Annotated in this window: 15 protein-coding genes; 9 read left to right on the top strand and 6 right to left on the bottom strand. The window is 70.5% G+C overall.

Features of this window, described 5'->3' with window-relative positions:
* Positions 1 to 115 precede the first annotated feature (115 nt).
* From dprA to ACFHWE_RS06785, 3 genes are all read left to right on the top strand, one after another.
* Positions 116 to 1,282 carry a DNA-processing protein DprA gene (gene dprA, locus ACFHWE_RS06795; protein ID WP_416599750.1) on the top strand — a complete coding sequence of 389 codons (1,167 nt, stop codon included), beginning with the start codon at positions 116 to 118 and terminating at the stop codon, positions 1,280 to 1,282.
* 177 nt (positions 1,283 to 1,459) lie between these two features.
* On the top strand, positions 1,460 to 1,813 hold the full coding sequence (locus ACFHWE_RS06790) for a RidA family protein (protein ID WP_416599749.1): 354 nt from the start codon (positions 1,460 to 1,462) through the stop codon (positions 1,811 to 1,813).
* Between the two features lie 5 nt (positions 1,814 to 1,818).
* Complete coding sequence (locus ACFHWE_RS06785; protein WP_416599748.1) at positions 1,819 to 2,688, top strand: tyrosine recombinase XerC; 870 nt, start codon at positions 1,819 to 1,821, stop codon at positions 2,686 to 2,688.
* Positions 2,689 to 2,883: 195 nt separating this feature from the next.
* On the opposite strand, the gene ACFHWE_RS06780 is transcribed toward ACFHWE_RS06785, so the two are convergent.
* Together ACFHWE_RS06780 and ACFHWE_RS06775 are read right to left on the bottom strand one after the other, a co-directional pair.
* The gene (locus tag ACFHWE_RS06780) at positions 2,884 to 3,441 is read right to left on the bottom strand and encodes a hypothetical protein (protein ID WP_416599747.1); all 558 of its coding nucleotides are present in this window, start codon (positions 3,439 to 3,441) and stop codon (positions 2,884 to 2,886) included.
* Positions 3,442 to 3,449: 8 nt separating this feature from the next.
* Positions 3,450 to 3,959 carry a peptidoglycan DD-metalloendopeptidase family protein gene (locus ACFHWE_RS06775; RefSeq protein ID WP_416599746.1) on the bottom strand — a complete coding sequence of 170 codons (510 nt, stop codon included), beginning with the start codon at positions 3,957 to 3,959 and terminating at the stop codon, positions 3,450 to 3,452.
* Positions 3,960 to 4,237: 278 nt separating this feature from the next.
* On the opposite strand from ACFHWE_RS06775, the gene rpsB reads away from it, so the two are divergent.
* The 6 genes from rpsB to ACFHWE_RS06745 all read left to right on the top strand — a co-directional run bounded on the left by rpsB (position 4,238) and on the right by ACFHWE_RS06745 (position 9,832).
* Positions 4,238 to 5,176, top strand: a complete 939-nt coding sequence (gene rpsB / locus ACFHWE_RS06770; protein ID WP_416599745.1) for a 30S ribosomal protein S2 — start codon at positions 4,238 to 4,240, stop codon at positions 5,174 to 5,176.
* 110 nt (positions 5,177 to 5,286) lie between these two features.
* Complete coding sequence (gene tsf, locus ACFHWE_RS06765) at positions 5,287 to 6,123, top strand: translation elongation factor Ts (RefSeq protein WP_416599744.1); 837 nt, start codon at positions 5,287 to 5,289, stop codon at positions 6,121 to 6,123.
* Positions 6,124 to 6,299: 176 nt separating this feature from the next.
* Positions 6,300 to 7,043 (top strand): UMP kinase, encoded by a 744-nt coding sequence (gene pyrH / locus ACFHWE_RS06760; RefSeq protein WP_028646866.1) that lies wholly within the window; start codon positions 6,300 to 6,302, stop codon positions 7,041 to 7,043.
* Between the two features lie 53 nt (positions 7,044 to 7,096).
* Positions 7,097 to 7,654 carry a ribosome recycling factor gene (gene frr / locus ACFHWE_RS06755; RefSeq protein WP_028646865.1) on the top strand — a complete coding sequence of 186 codons (558 nt, stop codon included), beginning with the start codon at positions 7,097 to 7,099 and terminating at the stop codon, positions 7,652 to 7,654.
* Positions 7,655 to 8,590, top strand: coding sequence for a phosphatidate cytidylyltransferase (locus ACFHWE_RS06750; protein WP_416599743.1), 936 nt, complete (start codon positions 7,655 to 7,657; stop codon positions 8,588 to 8,590).
* A 90-nt stretch (positions 8,591 to 8,680) separates the two neighbouring features.
* Entirely contained in the window at positions 8,681 to 9,832 is a 1,152-nt protein-coding gene (locus ACFHWE_RS06745) for a pyridoxal phosphate-dependent aminotransferase (protein WP_416599796.1), read from the top strand.
* Positions 9,833 to 9,873: 41 nt separating this feature from the next.
* Here ACFHWE_RS06745 and glgB read toward each other — a convergent pair whose 3' ends face one another.
* From glgB to ACFHWE_RS06725, 4 genes are all read right to left on the bottom strand, one after another.
* Positions 9,874 to 12,039, bottom strand: a complete 2,166-nt coding sequence (glgB, locus tag ACFHWE_RS06740) for a 1,4-alpha-glucan branching protein GlgB (RefSeq protein WP_416599795.1) — start codon at positions 12,037 to 12,039, stop codon at positions 9,874 to 9,876.
* Between the two features lie 178 nt (positions 12,040 to 12,217).
* Complete coding sequence (locus ACFHWE_RS06735; RefSeq protein WP_416599742.1) at positions 12,218 to 13,627, bottom strand: maltokinase N-terminal cap-like domain-containing protein; 1,410 nt, start codon at positions 13,625 to 13,627, stop codon at positions 12,218 to 12,220.
* 1 nt (position 13,628) lies between these two features.
* Entirely contained in the window at positions 13,629 to 15,659 is a 2,031-nt protein-coding gene (treS, locus tag ACFHWE_RS06730; RefSeq protein ID WP_416599741.1) for a maltose alpha-D-glucosyltransferase, read from the bottom strand.
* Between the two features lie 101 nt (positions 15,660 to 15,760).
* Entirely contained in the window at positions 15,761 to 17,731 is a 1,971-nt protein-coding gene (locus tag ACFHWE_RS06725; protein WP_416599740.1) for a maltotransferase domain-containing protein, read from the bottom strand.
* Positions 17,732 to 18,374: the final 643 nt, after the last annotated feature.

Below are 18,374 nucleotides of genomic sequence, written 5' to 3'. Positions count from 1 at the left end.
GACCAAGGCGGTGCGGGAACCGCTGCACGTGCGACAGCGCGGCCGTGGTGCGAGCCGGGTGGGAACGGGGAAGGCGCGGTGCCCGTACACCGTGCGGACGAAGGGAGGACCGGTGGTGTCGGAACGGGGTGTGGCGGAGGAGGCCGAGGCACGGGCACGGGCCTGCTTCACGGCGGCGGTGCCGCCGGGGGACCCGTGGGTGGCGGCGATGCTCGCCGAGCACGGCGCACAGCGGGTGTGGGGGCGGCTCTCCGGCGGCGCTCCGCCGCCAGGCACCGGCGGCCCGGAGCCCTCACCGGCGGAGGAGGGGCGCCTGGCGCGGCGCTGGCGGCAGTGGGGTGCCCGGGCCGCGCGGGTGGACGCCGACGCGCTGCTCGGGGCGTCGGCGGAGGCGGGGGTGCGCTTCGTCGCCCCCGGCGACCCGGAGTGGCCGGGGCGGCTCCTCGCCCTGGACCTGGACGGGGGGAGCCGTCCGCACGGCCTGTGGGTGCGCGGCCGCGGCGACCTGCGCAACCTCTGCCTGCGCTCGGTGGCCGTGGTGGGCGCGCGGGCGGCCACGGCCTACGGCCGGCACGTCGCCTCCGAACTCTCCTACGACCTTGCGGAGCGTTCGGTGGTGACCGTCTCCGGCGGCGCCTACGGGATCGACGGTGCCGCCCACCGGGCCGCGCTGGCCGTCGGCGGCACTGTGGCCGTGCTGGCCTGCGGACTGGACGTGGACTATCCGCGCGGGCACGCCGCGCTGTTCACCGACATCGCCAGGAGCGGGGTGCTGGTGAGCGAGCACCCGGTGGGTACCACGCCTCGCGCCCCGGACTTCCTGGTGCGCAACCGGCTCATCGCCGCGCTCACCCCCGGCACGGTGGTCGTGGAGGCCGGGCGGCGCAGCGGGGCTCTCAACACCGCCTCGCACGCGCTGGAGATGCACCGGGCCCTGATGGCGGTACCGGGCCCGGTCACCTCCGCGGCCTCGGTGGGCTGCCATGTACTCCTCCGGGACCGGCAGGCGGCGTGCGTCACCTGCGCCGAGGACGTGGTGGCCCACGTGACACCGCTCGGCGAGGCGCCGCCGAAGCACGGCCCGGGGCCGCTGCGGGTAGCGGCCGACCTCGCCCCGGAGACGGCACGCGTGCTGGAGGCCGTGCCCCGGGCCGGGGCCGGGACCGCGACGATCGCCGCGCGCAGCGGTGCCACCCTGGAGCAGGCCATGCGCTCCCTGGGGCTGCTGGCCGCGGCGGGCCGGGTGGAGCGCTGCACGGCCGGTTGGCGGGTACCGCGGTGAGGGGGCGGTGGCGCCGCCCGGTCGGGCCGGGGGGCAGGGCGTGCCCCAGGGCCGACCGGTGGCTCCGCGCGGGCGAGGATCGCCCCAGGGCGATATTTCAGGTCGACCTTCGCCGCAGGGAGAACCTCGGCACGCCCGGGACCGGTTCCGCCCCGCCCGTCTGGGTAGGTTCACGCCATGGCTGCCACCTACAGCGACGCCCTGCTGGCCGACGGCCCCCTCCTCTTCGTCTCCGGTCAACTCCCCCAGGCGCCCGACGGGAGCGTCGCCGGGACCGTCACCGGCCAGACCCGGCAGATCTTCCGCAACATGGAAGCGGTGCTGGCCCGGCACGGCGCCGACCTCACCCACCTGGTCAAGCTCACCTACTACCTGCGCCACATCACCGACCTCGACGAGTTCCGTCCCGCCCTCGTCTCCTGTCTGCCGGGCGACCTGCGTCCGGCGGGCACACTCGTGGAGGTGAACGGACTGGTCAACCCGCGGTTCCTGGTGGAGATCGACGCCGTCGCCTGCCTGCCCCGGAGGTGAGCGCGGTGCTGGAGGACTTCGCCGCCCACCTGACGGGCGAGCTGGGGCGGTCGCCGCACACCGTGCGCGGTTACCTGGCCGACCTGCGCTCCCTCCTGGCCCACCTGGAGGAGCACGGCCGCCCGATCGAGGAACTGGACGTGCCCCTGGTGCGCGCGTGGCTCTCCCGCGCCCGCGACGCGGGCGCGAGCCGGTCCACGATCGCGCGCCGGGTGGCCGCCGTCCGGGCACTCACCCGCTACCTGCATCGGGAAGGCGTCCTGGCGTCGGACCCCGGTTCGCGCCTGGCCTCTCCCCGACAGCGGCGGTCGCTGCCCACGGTGCTGGAGGAGCACCAGGCTGCCGAGGCGCTGTCCCGGACCCACGCGGGTTCGCCGCTGGAACTGCGCCGCCACGCCGTGGTGGAGGTGCTCTACGCCACCGGTGTGCGCGTGGCGGAGCTGTGCGCCCTCGATCTCGACGACGTGGACCGGGAGCGCGACACGGTGCGCGTCCTGGGCAAGGGCGCCAAGGAGCGCACGGTGCCCGTCGGGGCGCCCGCGCTGGAGGCGCTGGACGCCTGGCTCACCGGGGGGCGTCCCGAGTGGGCCGTGCCCTCCAGCGGCCCGGCGGTGTTCCTGGGTGCCCGGGGGCGGCGGCTCGGGGTGCGTCAGGCCCGTGAGGACGTCCACGCCCACCTGCGCGCCGCCGGAACGGATGGCGGTCCGCACAGTCTGCGGCACAGCGCCGCCACCCACCTGCTCAACGGGGGAGCGGACCTGCGCAGCGTCCAGGAGTTCCTGGGCCACGCCAGTCCGCGCAGCACCCAGGTGTACACCCACGTGTCGGTGGAGCGGCTGCGCGACACCTACCGCCGCGCCCACCCCCGCGCCTGATCATCGACGCCGTGGCACGGTCACTCGCCGCTCCGCTCCTCCTTGCGCCCGGCCGGAGAGGAGAGCTGCCTGCGGAAGAGGAAAGCGGTCATACCCACCGACCCCGCGATCGCCGTCGGCACTGCCACGATCACTGCCCCTCCGATGCGGGCTTGGCGTTTCAAGTCGCAGTACTCCCTGGTGAGGGATCCGGCTTCATCTGCGGGGAAATCCATGCCGTTTGAAGGGAACATGCCGGTGACAGGAAGGCAGAGGGCGGAGTTCTCCGATTCTAAGGAAAGGGAAGTCAAGAAGTGGGATGATCAGGACCATTCCTGCCAAGGGCAGGGCTAGGCATGTGAGAGCGATGAACCAAGGGTGGAATCCCGGTCGGTTGACCGGGGCAGTGGGAGAGGAGGGGGTGGGGGTGGCGCTTTCATTTTCCATGTTTTGGTTTCTGATTTCCTGGGAGAAGTTTTCTGTCATCGCCCCTACCATTTCGGCGATTTCCACTGGGAGTGGTGTCGGTTCGTTGAAGTCGGTGCCGAGTCCGATGAACCCCGTGGCGTACTCCTGGGCACCCGCTCCTGCCGCGTAGGCGTCCGAGGCGTTGACGCCGACCACGTGTGCCAAGGCGATCTCCTGATCTGTCGGGGGGATGAATCCCACGGGTGGAAGAGAGAGGTTCGCTGGGGTTCTAGAGCGGCCATTGTCGCTTTCGGTCACGAGAAAAGCATTGCCGCAGGTGGAGAAAGTGTGGCCGATTTCGGTCACGGGTGCTTTCACGAATGCGGAACGAGGGGGAGGAGGCGGACCTTTCCGAGGCCGAGGAGTCCCAGGGGGTCCAGGTAGGTCCGGCCGCGCAGCAGGCCCCAGTGCAGGCAGGGGCGGCCGGGGCAGTGCACCGGCTCCGCGGCGACGGTGCCGATCACCTCACCCGCGCCGACGGGGTCGCCCCGTCCGAGGGGGGACTCCACCGGCAGATAGGTGGTGCGCAGAGGGCCGTGTTTGAGGCTCACCAGCGGGGTTCCCGCGATCTCGCCGACGTAGTGCACGTGTCCGGGGCCTGGCGCGTGCACCGGTGCGCCGGCTTCGGCGGCCAGGTCGACGCCCCGGTGGCCGGGCAGCCACCGCTCCTCGGGCGGGTCGAAGGGGCGCAGTACCGGAGCGGGCGGTTCCACCGGCCACTCCCAGGGGCCCTCCGCGGCGGTTCGGTCGGGGACGAGGGGCAGCAGCAGAATCGAGGCGGTCACGAGCAGGCGGGGCAGGTACCGCGGGCGGGACGGGCTCATGGGTCAAGGGTCGGCCGCCGGGAGGTGGTGCGCCAGGGGTCGGGCGGAACTGTGGACAACCCTCCCTCTTGACAGAGCGCAGGTCCCGTGTATCCCCGACGGGCGATAGAATCATCCGTGGCCCACTGGGTCGACCACAATTCGCGCGTCCACGCGCCTCCTCCGGGAGGGGCCGCACCCACGGTCCGCACCGCTTCGGCGGGGCGGCGGTACGGCCGGGGCGTCAGGCACAACCGATGGCGGAGGAAGCCCTCCGCCCCCTCAAGGAGGACCGAGTCATGGCCACAGTCGTGACCATCCGCCAGCTCCTGGAGAGCGGCGTCCACTTCGGGCACCAGACCCGTCGCTGGAACCCCAAGATGAAGCGCTTCATCTTCACCGAGCGCAACGGCATCTACATCATCGACCTCCAGAAGTCGCTGGCCTACATCGACCGGGCCTACGAGTTCGTCAAGCAGACCGTCGCCCACGGCGGCACCATCCTGTTCGTCGGCACCAAGAAGCAGGCGCAGGAGGCCATCGACGAGCAGGCCCGCCGGGTCGGCATGCCCTTCGTCAACCAGCGCTGGCTGGGCGGCATGCTCACCAACTTCTCCACCGTCCACAAGCGGCTCCAGCGCCTCAAGGAGCTGGAGGAGATCGACTTCGACGACGTGGCCGGCTCCACGCTCACCAAGAAGGAGCTCCTCAACCTCCGCCGTGAGAAGGAGAAGCTGGAGCGCACCCTCGGCGGTATCCGCGACATGTCCCGCGTGCCCAGCGCGGTGTGGATCGTGGACACCAAGAAGGAGCACATCGCGATCAGCGAGGCCCGGAAGCTGAACATCCCGGTCGTCGCGATCCTGGACACCAACTGCGACCCCGACGAGGTCGACTACCCCATCCCGGGCAACGACGACGCGATCCGCAGTGTCAGCCTGCTCACCCGCGTCGTCGCCGACGCCGTGGCCGACGGTCTGCTGGTTCGCTCCGGTGCCTCCGGCGCCGAGGCGGCCGGTGGGGACAAGCCCGCCGAGGAGCCCCTCGCCGAGTGGGAGCGCGAGCTGCTCGAAGGCAAGGGCGAGGCCGCTGCCGAGGCTCCCGCCGAAGCCGCCGCTGAGGCCCCGGCGGAGGACAAGCCCGCCGAGGCTCCCGCCGAAGCCGCCGCTGAGGCCCCGGCCGAGGACAAGCCCGCCGAGGCCGCTGCCGACGCTCCGGCCGAGAAGCCCGCCGAGTAGGGCCCAGGGCCGTCACACCCCGCCGCCCCACCGCCTGCCGGTGGGGCGGCTCACGCGGGCAGCCCCGCGATTCCACGACACTCCACTCAAGGGAACTGGCGAGAACAGTCATGGCGAACTTCACCGCCGCGGACGTCAAGAAGCTGCGCGACATGACCGGCTCCGGCATGATGGCCTGCAAGAAGGCCCTCACCGAGGCCGACGGCGACTTCGAGAAGGCCGTCGAGGCCCTGCGTATCAAGGGCGCCAAGAAGCAGGCCGAGCGCGGCGAGCGCACCGCCGCCCAGGGCATGGTCGTCCTCAAGCAGGCCGGCGACGGCAAGGCCACGCTCATCGAGCTCAACTGCGAGACCGACTTCGTCGCCAAGAACGACCAGTTCATCGAGCTGGCCAACCAGGTCGCGGACTTCGCCGAGAACCAGGAGAGCGACGACCTCGCCGCCGTCGCCGCCGCCGAGATCGAGCCGGGCAAGACCCTGCAGACCTTCATCGAGGAGAAGGGCGCGGTCATCGGCGAGAAGCTCCAGCTCCGCCGCCTCGCCAAGTTCGAGGGCGCCTACGTCGCCAGCTACCTCCACAAGTCCGACCCCGACCTGCCCCCGAGCATGGGCGTCCTGGTCGAGCTGGACAAGGCCGACGCCGAGGTGGGCAAGGACGTCGCCCAGCAGATCGCCGCCCTGGCCCCGCAGTACGTCGGCAAGGACGACGTCCCCGCCGACGTGGTGGAGAAGGAGCGCGCCATCGCGGAGCAGACCACCCGCGAGGAGGGCAAGCCCGAACAGGCGATCCCCAAGATCGTGGAGGGCCGCCTCAACGGCTTCTTCAAGGACGTGACGCTGGTCGGCCAGCCGTTCGTCAAGGACAACAAGAAGACCGTGCAGAAGGTCCTCGACGAGGCCGGGGTGAGCGTCAAGCGCTTCGTCCGCTTCAAGGTGGGCCAGGCCTAGGTCTTTGACATGATGGAGGTGCCGGGGAGAGTGATCCCCCGGCACCTTCGGTGGATATGGGCGGGTTCGAGCGGGATGTGAGCGCCCGCTCCCCACCCGGCAGGAACAATCGGGGGACCCTGGGGCCACTCGGGGACACCAAGGGAGGCCAAGGGGCCGTGTCGGAGAACGAAACCATGAGCACCGAACCCGCAATGCACGATTCCGGCTGGAAACGCGTGATGCTCAAACTCTCCGGTGAGGCCTTCGCCGGCGGAGGCGGTCTGGGCATCGACCCCGAGATCGTCCAGTACGTCGCGGAGTCCATCGCCGAGGCCGTCTCCGAGGGCATCGAGGTCTCCGTGGTCGTCGGCGGCGGCAACATGTTCCGCGGCGCCCAGCTCACCGAGGGTGGGATCGAACGCGGCCGCGCCGACTACATGGGCATGCTCGGCACCGTCATCAACTGCCTCGCCCTCCAGGACTTCCTGGAGCGCCTGGGGGTGGAGACCCGCGTGCAGACCGCGATCCACATGAGCCAGGTCGCCGAGGCCTACATCCCGCGCCGGGCCGTCCGCCACCTGGAGAAGGGCCGTGTGGTCATCTTCGGCGCCGGTCTGGGCGCCCCCTTCTTCTCAACCGACACCACGGCCGCCCAGAGGGCGCTGGAGATCGGGGCACAGGCGGTCCTCAAGGGCACCCAGGTCGACGGGGTCTACGACTCCGACCCCCGGCGCAACCCGGACGCGGTCAAGTTCGACAAGCTCAACTACAACGAGGTCCTCACCCGCGGACTCAAGGTCATGGACGCCACCGCGGTCAGCCTGTGCATGGACAACGGGCTGCCCATCGTCGTCTTCGACCTGATGAGCCAGGGCAACATCCTGCGCGCGGTCCGCGGTGAGAAGATCGGCACCATCGTCGGACCGGCCTCCGCCTGAGGCGGCGCGGTCGGCAAGCCACGAACACCAGAGTCGAATCCGGGAGCGCTGACATGATCGAAGAGACCCTCCTCGAAGCAGAGGAGAAGATGGAGAAGGCCGTGGCGGTCACCAAGGAGGAGTTCGCGACGATCCGTACCGGACGCCCGACCCCCGCGACCTTCAACAAGATCACCGTGGACTACTACGGTGCCCGGACGCCGATCAACCAGCTCGCCTCCTTCTCGGTCCCCGAACCGCGGATGGTGGTCATCTCGCCGTTCGACGTCAACGCGCGGACCGAGATCATCAACGCCATCCGCAACAGCGACCTGGGCGTGAACCCCTCCGACGACGGCCAGGTCATCCGCGTGGTGTTCCCGGACCTGTCCGAGGAGCGCCGCAAGGAGTACGTGAAGGTCGTGCGGACCAAGGCCGAGGACGGCAAGGTCTCCATCCGCAACGTCCGCCGCCGTGCCAAGGACACCTTCGAGAAGGGCGTGAAGGCGGGGGAGATCGGTGAGGACGAGGCGCACCGCGCCCAGAGCGAGCTCGACGACCTCTCCCACAAGTACGTCGCGTCCATCGACGAGGTGCTCAAGCACAAGGAAACCGAACTGCTTGAGGTCTAGGTGACATCTCCTTCCACGGGCTCCGAGGGGAGCGACCCCTCGCACGAGCACAGACCCGACGCGGAGTCGCGCCCCGACTCCGACAAGGCCGAGGGACAGCGCTTCGTGCTGCACAAACCGGGGGGCGATCCGGTCAAGACCGGCCGCAACCTCCCGGTGGCCATCATCAGCGGGTGTGTCCTGGGCGCGCTCGTGCTGCTCACGATCTTCCCCTGGCCGCAGCTCTTCACGATCATCACCGTGGCCGGGGTGCTGATCGGGCTGCGGGAGGTCAACCGGGCGTTCGTCGGCAAGGGCGTGAAACCGGCCCTGGTGCCGCTGGCGGTGGGCGGTGTGCTCATGCAGCCGGCCGCCCACTTCGGCGGCGCCGAGTGGCTGGTGGGCGCGACCGCGCTGACCGCCGTCGCCTGCCTGGTGTGGCGGCTGCGCGGCGGCCAGGACGGTTTCGTGGCCGATGTGTCCGCCAACCTGTTCATCCTGGTCTACCTGCCGTTCCTGTTCGGTATCTGGCAGTTGCTCATCGCCCATCCAGAGGACGGCCAGTTCCGCCTCATCGCGTTCATCGTGGTGACGATCTCCAGCGACATCGGCGGCTACTTCGCCGGGATCCTGCTCGGCCGACACAAGATGGCCCCTGTGATCAGCCCGAACAAGACCTGGGAGGGCTTCGGCGGGTCCGTCGTCGCCTGCGCCGTCGCCGGTGCCCTGTGCGTCGCCCTGATGCTGGACGGCCCGTGGTGGGTCGGCGCGGTGCTGGGACTGGCGGTCGTCTTGGCCGCCACGGTCGGCGACCTGATCGAATCGCTGTTCAAGCGCGATCTCGGTGTGAAGGACATGGGCAGTTTCATGCCCGGCCACGGCGGCCTGATGGACCGGCTCGACTCCCTGCTCATCGCCAGCCCCGTGGCGTGGGTGGTGCTCAGCCTGCTGCTCTGACCGGGGTGGGGACCCGCGGGTCCCCACCCCGGTCCGGTCCGCCGGGGGACCGATACGCTCGCTTGCGTGGATGAACCGCTGATCGAACGCATGCGCTCCTACGGTGAGACGGTCTTCGCGGAGATGACCCGTCTGGCCGTCGAGACCGAATCCGTCAACCTCGGCCAGGGGTTCCCCGACACCGACGGGCCCCGGTCGTTGCTGGAGGCGGCTATCGGGCACATCCTGGAGGGGGTGAACCAGTACCCTCCGGGCCCGGGGCGCCCGGAACTGTGCGCGGCTGTGAGCCGCTACCGCTCGCGGGAGTACGGCATCGACCTGGATCCGGACACCGAGGTGTACGTGACGGTCGGGGCGACCGCGGGCATCGCCGCGGCACTGCTCGCCCTGGTCGAGCGGGGCGACGAGGTGGTCGTCTTCGAGCCGATGTACGACTCCTACGCGGCGATGATCTCCCTGGCCGGGGGTGTGCGCAGACCGGTGCCGCTGCGGCCCGATCCCGAGCGGGGCGCGTTCACCTTCGACCCCGACGAGCTGCGTGCGGCCGTGGGTCCTCGCACCCGGATGGTCATCGTCAACACCCCGCACAACCCGACGGGCACGGTGTTCACCGCCGACGAGCTGGAGATCATCGCCGATCTGTGCCGCGAGCACGATCTGATCGCCCTCACCGACGAGGTCTACGAGTTCCTGACCTTCGACGGTCGGCCGCACCTGCCGCTGGCCTCCCTGCCCGGGATGGGGGAGCGGACCCTGTCGGTCTCCTCCGTCGGCAAGATCTTCGCCGTCACCGGGTGGAAGCTCGGATGGGTCACCGGACCCGAACCGCTGGTGCGCGCGGTGCGCACGGTCAACCAGTTCCTCACCTTCTCCGCCAACGGCGCGCTGCAACTGGCGGTCGCCGACGCCCTCGACACCGAGCGGGCGTGGATCGAGGCCCAGCGCGCCTCGCTCCAGGACAAGCGGGATCGGCTGGCCGCCGGGCTGGCCGACGCCGGGTTCGGCGTGCACACGTGTGAGGGGACCTACTTCCTCATGGCCGACATCGGCCCCCTCGGTCACGACGACGGTGTCCAACTGGCGCTCGCCCTGCCCCGGGAGGCCGGGGTCGCGGCGGTCCCCGCCCAGGTCTTCTACGACCACCAGGAGGAGGGCGCGCACCTGCTGCGCTTCGCCTTCTGCAAGAGGGACGGGGTCCTCGACGAGGCGGTGCGGCGCCTGAAGGCCTGGCACCGCTCCTGACCGCGTCACGGGGGCCGGCGGGCACCGGCCCCCGCTTCCGGCTAGCCCTCGGGCTCGAACCAGACCGCACCCAGCGGCGGCAGGGTGATCTCGGCGGAGAACGGCTGTCCGTTCCACTCGCGCTCCTGTGCCTGTACGTGGGCCGGCCCCTCGTAGCCCGATCCGCCGAACCGGGGTTCGTCGGAGTCCAGAACCCGGTTCCACCGGCCGCCCGAGGGCAGGCCCACCCGCAGGCCCGGGCGCGGCACCGGGGAGAAGTTCACCCCGCACACCAGTGCGGAGCCGTCCTCACCGCGGCGCAGGTAGGTCACCGTGTTCCCCTGGTGGTCGCCCGCGTCCAGCCACTGGAAGCCCGCCGGGTCGGTGTCCAGCGACCACAGGGCCGGGCGCGGCCGGTAGAGGTCGTTGAGCGTGCGGACCAGCCGCTGCGCCCCGGCGTGGTGGTCGAACTGGAGCAGCCACCACGGCACCCCGGACTCGTGCCGCCACTCCTCGCCCTGGGCGATCTCCCCGCCCATGAACAGCAGTTGCTTGCCCGGGTGCGACCACATGAAGGCCAGCAGCGCCCGCACGGTGGCCGTGCGCTGCCACTCGTCGCCCGGCACCTTGTTCAGCAGCGACTGCTTGCCGTGCACGACCTCGTCGTGCGACAGCGGGAGCACGTAGTTCTCGCTGTAGGCGTACACCATCGCGAACGTCAGGTCGTTGTGGTGGTACTGGCGGTGGACCGGCTCCTTCTTGACGTACTCCAGGGTGTCGTGCATCCACCCCATGTTCCACTTCATCCCGAAGCCCAGGCCGCCCCGGTCCACGGGCGTGGTCACCCCGGTGTAGGCGGTGGACTCCTCGGCGATCATGGTGATGCCGGGGTTGCGCCGGTAGGCCGTGGCGTTGAGCTCCTTGAGGAAGTCGATCGCCTCCAGGTTCTCCCGCCCGCCGAACATGTTCGGCTCCCACTGGCCGGAGTCGCGCGAGTAGTCCAGGTAGATCATCGAGGCGACCGCGTCCACCCGCAGGCCGTCGATGTGGAACTCCTCCAGCCAGTACAGGGCGTTGGCCACCAGGAAGTTGCGGACCTCGGTGCGCCCGTAGTTGAAGATCAGGGTGCCCCAGTCGGGGTGCTCGCCCCGGCGCGGGTCGGGGTGCTCGTACAGCGCCGAGCCGTCGAACCGGGCCAGCGCCCACTCGTCCTTGGGGAAGTGCGCCGGGACCCAGTCCAGGAACACCCCGACGCCCGCCCGGTGCAGCGCGTCCACCAGGTGGCGGAACTCGTCCGGAGAACCGAACCGCGGCGTGGGCGCGTAGTACGACGTCACCTGGTAGCCCCACGAGCCGTCGAACGGATACCCCGCGACCGGCAGGAACTCCACGTGGGTGAAGCCCATGCCGGTGACGTACTCGACCAGTTGCTCGGCCAGTTCCGTGTAGCCCAGCCCCGGCCGCCACGACCCCAGGTGCACCTCGTACACGCTCATCGGCGCACGGTGCGCCTCCACGCCCTTGCGCTCGGCCATCCACTCCTGGTCGCCCCAGGTGTGGGAGGAGGTCGTCACCACCGACGCCGTCGCGGGGGGTATCTCGGTCCGGCGCGCCATCGGGTCGGCCTTGTCCCGCCAGTGGCCGTCACCGCCCAGCACCTGGAACTTGTAGAGCTCGCCGTCGCCCACACCGGGTACGAACAGTTCCCAGACGCCGCTGGAGCCCAGGCTCCGCATGGGGTGTCCGACCCCGTTCCAGTGGTTGAGGCCGCCGATCAGGCGGACGCCGCGCGCGTCCGGCGCCCACACCGCGAACCCGGTTCCCTCGACCTCGCCCATCGGGGTGTCGATCGTGCGGACGTGGGAGCCCAGGGCGCGCCACAGCTCCTCGTGCCGCCCCTCGGAGATCAGGTGCAGGTCCAGTTCGCCGAGGGTGGGCGTGAAGCGGTAGGGGTCGGCGGAGACCGTCTCCGGCCCGTCCTGGTAGCGCGTGGCGACCCGGTAGTCGGTCGCGGGGCCGACCCCCTCGGGGAGCGTTCCCGCGAACACCCCGCGGTGCAGGTGGTCGAGGGCGACCCGGGTGCCGTCGGGCAGGAGCAGGCCCACCTCCAGCGCCCCCGGGCGCAGGACGCGGACCGCGGTGCGCCCGGTGCCGTCGGGGTGGGCGCCGAGGAGGCCGTGCGGGTCGTGGTGGTGTCCGTCCACCACCCGGTCCAGCGCGGCGAGCAGGGCCGGATCGGCCGCCGCCGCGGGGCCGACCCGCTCGGCCTTCGGCTTGGGGGCCCGCCGGCGGGGGGCGGCCTTGGCGGTCGTCGTGGTGGAGCGCGTACGCGGTTTTCTGCTGGGCGTGGTCAAGGAGTCTCCGTCATCGTCGGATGGTCGGGGTGTCGGGGCCGGTGGTGGGCGGTCAGCCGGGTACGGGCGGTGCGGTGGCCGCGGCGGCGCCGGAGGTGGCCCAGCGGATCGAGTCGAGCGGGACCCGCAGCCAGTCCGGCCGGTTCCGTGCCTCGTAGAGCACTTCGTAGACGGCCTTGTCGAACTCGAAGGCCCGCAGCGCCGTCAGGTACTTGTCCGGGTCGGTGCCGCTCGCGTCCGCGTACCCCGCGCAGAACGCGGCGCGGCTGCGCCGGGCCCAGGAGCGGGCCGACCACTCCAGCCCCGTGTCGTCGGGACGGCGGACCAGCAGGTGACCGGCGGCGTAGTCGAAGGACCGGAGCATGCCGGCCACGTCGCGCAGCGGACTGGCGAGCTTCTGGCGCTCACTCACCGGCACGGTGGGCTCGCCCTCGAAGTCGAGCAGCACCCACCCCGAGGACGCGCGGATCGCCTGGCCCAGGTGGTAGTCGCCGTGGATGCGCTGGACCGGCAGCGGTTCGTCCGTCCGGGCGAAGTCGGTGTAGGCCGACATGACCCGCGGTGCGTGCCGGGCGAGTTCGGGCACCTCCGTGCTGGCGATGGCCAGGCGCTCTATCATGCCCTCGGCGAGCCCCGCCGCGTCCACGGGCGAGAGGACGTCGGTGGGCAGTTCACGGGCCAGGTCCTGGTGCACCTCGGCCGTGGTGCGGCCCAGCAGTTCCGCCTCGTCGGCGAAGGAGTTCTCGCCGTCGGGGCCGCCGTTGCCGGCCAGCGCGCCGATGCGGCCCGTGGCCAGGAGCCAGCCGTCCGTGGCCTGCGGGATGTAGGCCTGGAGCATGGCCAGCGTGGCCGGGGACCGGGACCCGGGCAGGTCCGCCTCGATCCATCCGCACGTGCGCGCCACCCGGGGCGAGCCGCTCAGCGCCGTGGTCAGCTCCAGGTCCGGGTTGTGTCCGGGCCAGAGCCTGCGGAAGGTCTTCAGGATGTAGTCCTGGCCGAAGACCAGGGAGGTGTTGGACTGTTCGCTGGTGAGGACGCGCCCGTGGGCGCCGACCCTGATCGGGCAGCCGGGCAGGGTCCGGAAGCGCACCTGCGTGTCGTCCCCCACCGCCGGGGGGTGGGCGAACCTCTGAAGGAGCAGTGCGGTCAGTTCCGTGTCGCGCGAGGCGTCGTAGACCGCGCGCGGACGGCTCCCCTTCAGGCGACACACGCCGATGGCCTCGTGCGCCAGGTCCGGCGGCAGGGACCGCGGCGGCCGGGAGCCGAGCAGGACCTGGTAGCGGGAGCCGGCCCCGCGCTGTTCGGTCTGGACGACCAGGACGTCGAGGCCGGGGCCGTCCGGCCGTGCGGGTACCAGTGTGTGGCGGCTCTCCACGCGCAGGCGCCGGATGGGGACGCCCTTGCCGGAGAACCAGCGCTGTCGGGGCAGCCAGGAGGCGAGCAGTTCTTCGAGTGTCGACATATCAGTCCGGCCTGTTTCCCTTCCCGCCGCCACCCCGGTCCGAGCGTTCCGCGACCGGGTCGGGCAACCCGGGAGCGGCGGTCCGGGGAGCGGACGCGGCGTCGCCGAACGCGGCGGCGCGGTCCGCCGGGGTGCCGGGCGTCGTGGTGGCTGTGCTGTACCGGTCGGTGTCGCGGAGTGCGGGCGCGGACACGTGCCCCCTCGCGGCGGCGTCGGCCGTGCGGACGCGGACCCCGGCCGCGGGCAGGCCGTAGGTCGGGGCCCCCTCGGCCCGGTCGGCCCCTCCGACGGCCGGTGCGGGCAGTTGGAACCAGTAGAAGCCGTGCCCGGGCAGGGTGAGCAGGTAGGGCAGCTCACCGATCTCGGGGAAGCGCGCGCCGCCGACGCACTCCACCGGGCTGATCCCCGCGTAGCGCGTCAGGTCCAGCTCCACCGGCTGCGGGTGCCGGGAGAGGTTGTTGACGCACAGCATGCGGTCGTCGCCCTGGGCGCGGATGAACGCCAGCACGCTGGGGTTGGTGGCGTTGAGTTCGGTGAACTCCCCGGTCCCGAATACGGGGTGCTGTTTGCGGACGTGGATCATCCGCCGGGTCCAGTGCAGCAGCGAACCGGGGTTGTCGCGCTGGGACTCCACGTTGATCGCCTGGTAGCCGTAGACCGGGTCCATGATCAGCGGCAGGTACAGGCGTCCGGGGTCGCCCCGGGAGAACCCGGCGTTGCGGTCCGCGCTCCACTGCATGGGTGTGCGCACCGCGTCGCGGTCGCCCAGCCAGATGTTGTCGCCCATACCGATCTCGTCGCCGTAGTAGAGCACGGGCGACCCCGGCAGGGAGAGCAGCAGGGCGGTGAACAGTTCGATCTGGTCGCGGTCGTTGTCCAGCAGGGGGGCGAGTCGCCGACGGATCCCCACGTTCGCGCGCATGCGGGGGTCCTTGGCGTACTCGGAGTACATGTAGTCGCGCTCCTCGTCGGTGACCATCTCCAGGGTCAGCTCGTCGTGGTTGCGCAGGAAGATCGCCCACTGGCAGTCGCGGGGGATCTTCGGCGTCTGGGCGAGGATCTCCGAGATCGGGAACCGCTGCTCCTGGCGCACCGCCATGAACATCCGCGGCATGAGCGGGAAGTGGAAGTTCATGTGGCACTCGTCGCCGCCGGACTCGAAGTCGCCGAAGTAGTGGACGACGTCGGAGGGCCACTGGTTGGCCTCGCTCAGCAGGACGCGGTCGGGGTAGAGGCGGTCGACCTCGGCCCGGACCCGCTTGAGGAACTCGTGGGTCTCCTTGAGGTTCTCGCAGTTGGTGCCCTCGCGCTCGTACAGGTAGGGCACCGCGTCCAGGCGGAAGCCGTCGATGCCCAGGTCGAGCCAGTAGCGCAGGACCTCCAGGATCGCCTCCTGGACGGCGGGGTTCTCGAAGTTGAGGTCGGGCTGGTGGGAGAAGAACCTGTGCCAGTAGTACTGGCCCCGGACCTCGTCGTAGGCCCAGTTGGACGTCTCGGTGTCGACGAAGATGATGCGGGCGTCCTCGTAGCGGTCGTCGGTGTCCGACCACACGTAGAAGTCGCCGAAGGGGCCGTCCGGATCGGTGCGGGAGGCCTGGAACCACGGGTGCTGGTCGCTGGTGTGGTTCATGACGAGGTCGGTGATGACGCGGATGCCGCGCCGGTGCGCCTCGTCCAGCAGCGCCACGAAGTCGGCGGTGTTGCCGAACTCCGGGAGGATCTTGAAGTAGTCGGAGATGTCGTATCCGCCGTCGCGCAGAGGGGACTCGTACATCGGCAGCAGCCAGATGCAGTCGATGCCCAGCCACTGGAGGTAGTCCAGTTTGCGCACCAGGCCCGCGAGGTCGCCGGTGCCGTCGCCGTTGGAGTCGAAGAAGCCCCGGGCGAGTACCTCGTAGAAGACGGCGTGCTTGTACCAGTGGGGGTCACTGGTGCCACCGGAGGACATGAGCGGTCCGGTGGCGGCCCCGGTGGCCGGGGCGAGCGGACCGTGCTCGGCGTGGCCGCGCGGTCCGGGCTCCTCTTTGCTCATCTGCTGCTCCCCACCAAGAAGGGTTCGACGTCGGATCAACGGGCGTTTCGGACGGGGGGCCGACGCGTGCGCACGTCGGCCCCGCTGGTGTCCGGAGCGCGCTATCTGCCGGTGGTGGTGAAGACGTGGGCGGGCGCGGCCGCCGGGTCGAGTCGGACGTAGTTGTCCGCTCGCCAGGTGTGTGTCTGGCCGGACAGCGCGTCGGTCACCGTGAGTTCCTCCTCCCAGGTGCGGCCGATGGACGGCAGGTCCAGGTGCACCGTCGCCTCGTGGGCGCGGTGCGGGTCGAGGTTGACGACGACGATGACGAGGTCGTCGGGGTCGCCGGGGCGGTCACCGGGCCGGTGCTTGGAGAAGCAGAGCAGTTCCGGACGGTCGACGTGGTGGAAGCGCAGGTTGCGCAGCTCCCGCAGGGCGGGGTGCTCCCGGCGCAGCCGGTTGAGCGTGGTGAGGAGACCGCTGAGGGTCTCGCCCGACGCCTCTGCCGCGGCCCAGTCCCGGGGCCGGTACTGGTACTTCTCGGAGTGCAGGTACTCCTCGCTCCCGGGGGCCGCGGGCGTGTTCTCGCACAGTTCGAACCCCGAGTAGATCCCCCAGGTGGGGGAGAGCAGCGAGGCGAGGACGGCCCGGACCGCGAACGCGGGGCGCCCGCCGTGCTGGAGGTAGGCGTGCAGGATGTCCGGCGTGTTGGCGAAGAGGTTGGGCCGCAGGTAGTGGGCGGTCTCGGTGGAGAGCTCGGTGAGGTAGTCCTGGATCTCCTCCTTGCCGTTGCGCCAGGTGAAGTAGGTGTAGGACTGGTGGAAGCCGACCTTGGCCAGGGTGCGCATCATGGCGGGGCGGGTGAAGGCCTCGGCCAGGAACAGCACGTCCGGGTGCTCGTCGGCCACGTCGGAGAGCAGGCGCTCCCAGAAGGCCACCGGCTTGGTGTGCGGGTTGTCGACCCGGAAGATGCGCACGCCGTGGTCGATCCAGTGGCGCACCACGCGCAGGACCTCGGCGTACAGGCCCTCGGGGTCGGTGTCGAAGTGCAGCGGGTAGATGTCCTGGTACTGCTTGGGCGGGTTCTCGGCGTGGGCGATGGACCCGTCCGCGCGGTGGACGAACCACTCGGGGTGCTCGGTGACCCACGGGTGGTCGGGCGAGCACTGCAGTGCCAGGTCCAGCGCGATCTCCAGGCCGTGCTCGGCGGCCTCGGCGACGAAGGCGTCGAAGTCGGCGAGGGTGCCCAGGTCGGGGTGGACGGCGTCGTGGCCACCGTCGGCCGACCCGATGGCCCAGACGGAGCCGGGCTCGCCCGGTCCCGCGGTCAGGGAGTTGTCGGCGCCCTTGCGGTGCGTGGTCCCCACGGGGTGGATGGGCGGCAGGTACACCACGTCGAAGCCCATGTCGGCGATGGCGGGCAGCCGTTTGGCCGCGCTGGCGAAGGTCCCCGACCGCTCCTGGCCGGGAGCGGTGCCCAGCTCGGCCCCCTCGGAGCGGGGGAAGAACTCGTACCAGGAGCCGACGAGGGCGCGTTCGCGGTGGACCGCGACCGGGGTGCGCTTGGAGCGGGTGACGAGTTCGCGGAGCGGGTGGGCCGCCATCGCGGAGAGGACCTCGGCGGTCAGGGCGGCCTCCAGGCGCTCCACGGGCGGGAGGGCGGCGTCGCGCAGGACCTTGGCGGCCTTGGACAGGGCCGGGTTGCGCGGGACCCTGCGGGCGGCGCGGGCGAGGAGCCGGGCGCCCTCTTCCAGCACGGGGCCGGTGTCCTGCCCGAGCGGCAGTTTGATCCGGGCCGTGCGGTGCCAGGTGGCGAAGGGGTCGGTCCAGGCCTCGACCGAGAACGCCCACCGGCCCTCGCGGGGCAGGGAGACCTCGGCTTCGTGGCGGTCGGTTCCGGGCGCGCGTTCGCGCATGGGGACGAGCGCTTCGCGCCGGCCTTCCGGGGAGTGCAGGACGACGCCTGCCGCGAGGGAGTCGTGGCCCTCCCGGATGACCGTGGCGCTCACGGTGAAGCGTTCGCCGGGGACGGCTTTCACCGGTCCCAGGCCGTTGTCTGGAGAGATGTCGAGTATGGGCAGGCGACCGATCACTGGCTACACCGTCATTGTCATGGTTCGGGCGTTGTGGACTTCGGGCGGTGGGTTCTCTGAAAAATTACGCGAACGTCATCCAAGGAAAGGCGCGCGTAACGAAGTGTCGGGAAAAAGCTGTCCGGATTGCGGCTTCAGGGCACTCCGCTGTCTATCGTCTGCCCTCTTGTGGGGTTTGGCTGAGTGTCGAGGCCGGATCATTTATGTGATCCTTATCACACTGTCCTTGATGGCATTTGTTTGATATTAAGCCGCTTTGACCTGGACAAACCTCTCAAACGGTACATAAGGAAGAGCTAGCTGCAGCCCTCTCTGAGGAGGTTTTCAGGGCTTTTGTAGAGAGAAGTTGGAATGATCCCCTCACATGTTGGGCGCGCCGTGGATGTGGGTAGGGATGGTCGAATGCGGTCCTGGTTTGCAGTCTCCTATTGCGGACATCCCCTCGCGTTCGGAGTGCGTGAAAGGAGTTGTTTGCATCCGTTTTGGAGCGATGTGCCGAACGCGGTTCGCTTCGTGGCAGATTCCTCTTGATATCGAGATGTGTGGACGTGCTCCACGGCGTCCGTCGGGCCTGTCTTTGTTATGCGGCTTATGAGTGATCTATGTGTTTTGCCATGGGTTGGGGAAGTTTTTCGATGACACG

Source organism: Nocardiopsis sp. LOL_012, assembly GCF_048060475.1.
In the GTDB taxonomy this organism is placed as follows: domain Bacteria; phylum Actinomycetota; class Actinomycetes; order Streptosporangiales; family Streptosporangiaceae; genus Nocardiopsis.
The sequence above is the reverse complement of the archived record's forward strand: the minus strand, read 5'-3'. Positions and strand labels throughout refer to the sequence as shown.

Excerpts from the sequence above, each read along its gene's own strand:
- tsf (WP_416599744.1), top strand. The coding sequence starts at position 5,287 with ATGGCGAACTTCACCGCCGCGGACGTCAAGAAGCTGCGCGACATGACC.
- pyrH (WP_028646866.1), top strand. The coding sequence starts at position 6,300 with ATGAGCACCGAACCCGCAATGCACGATTCCGGCTGGAAACGCGTGATG.
- ACFHWE_RS06790 (WP_416599749.1), top strand. The coding sequence starts at position 1,460 with ATGGCTGCCACCTACAGCGACGCCCTGCTGGCCGACGGCCCCCTCCTC.
- ACFHWE_RS06775 (WP_416599746.1), bottom strand. The coding sequence starts at position 3,959 with ATGAGCCCGTCCCGCCCGCGGTACCTGCCCCGCCTGCTCGTGACCGCC.
- ACFHWE_RS06735 (WP_416599742.1), bottom strand. The coding sequence starts at position 13,627 with ATGTCGACACTCGAAGAACTGCTCGCCTCCTGGCTGCCCCGACAGCGC.
- ACFHWE_RS06745 (WP_416599796.1), top strand. The coding sequence starts at position 8,681 with ATGCGCTCCTACGGTGAGACGGTCTTCGCGGAGATGACCCGTCTGGCC.
- treS (WP_416599741.1), bottom strand. The coding sequence starts at position 15,659 with ATGAGCAAAGAGGAGCCCGGACCGCGCGGCCACGCCGAGCACGGTCCG.
- frr (WP_028646865.1), top strand. The coding sequence starts at position 7,097 with ATGATCGAAGAGACCCTCCTCGAAGCAGAGGAGAAGATGGAGAAGGCC.
- rpsB (WP_416599745.1), top strand. The coding sequence starts at position 4,238 with ATGGCCACAGTCGTGACCATCCGCCAGCTCCTGGAGAGCGGCGTCCAC.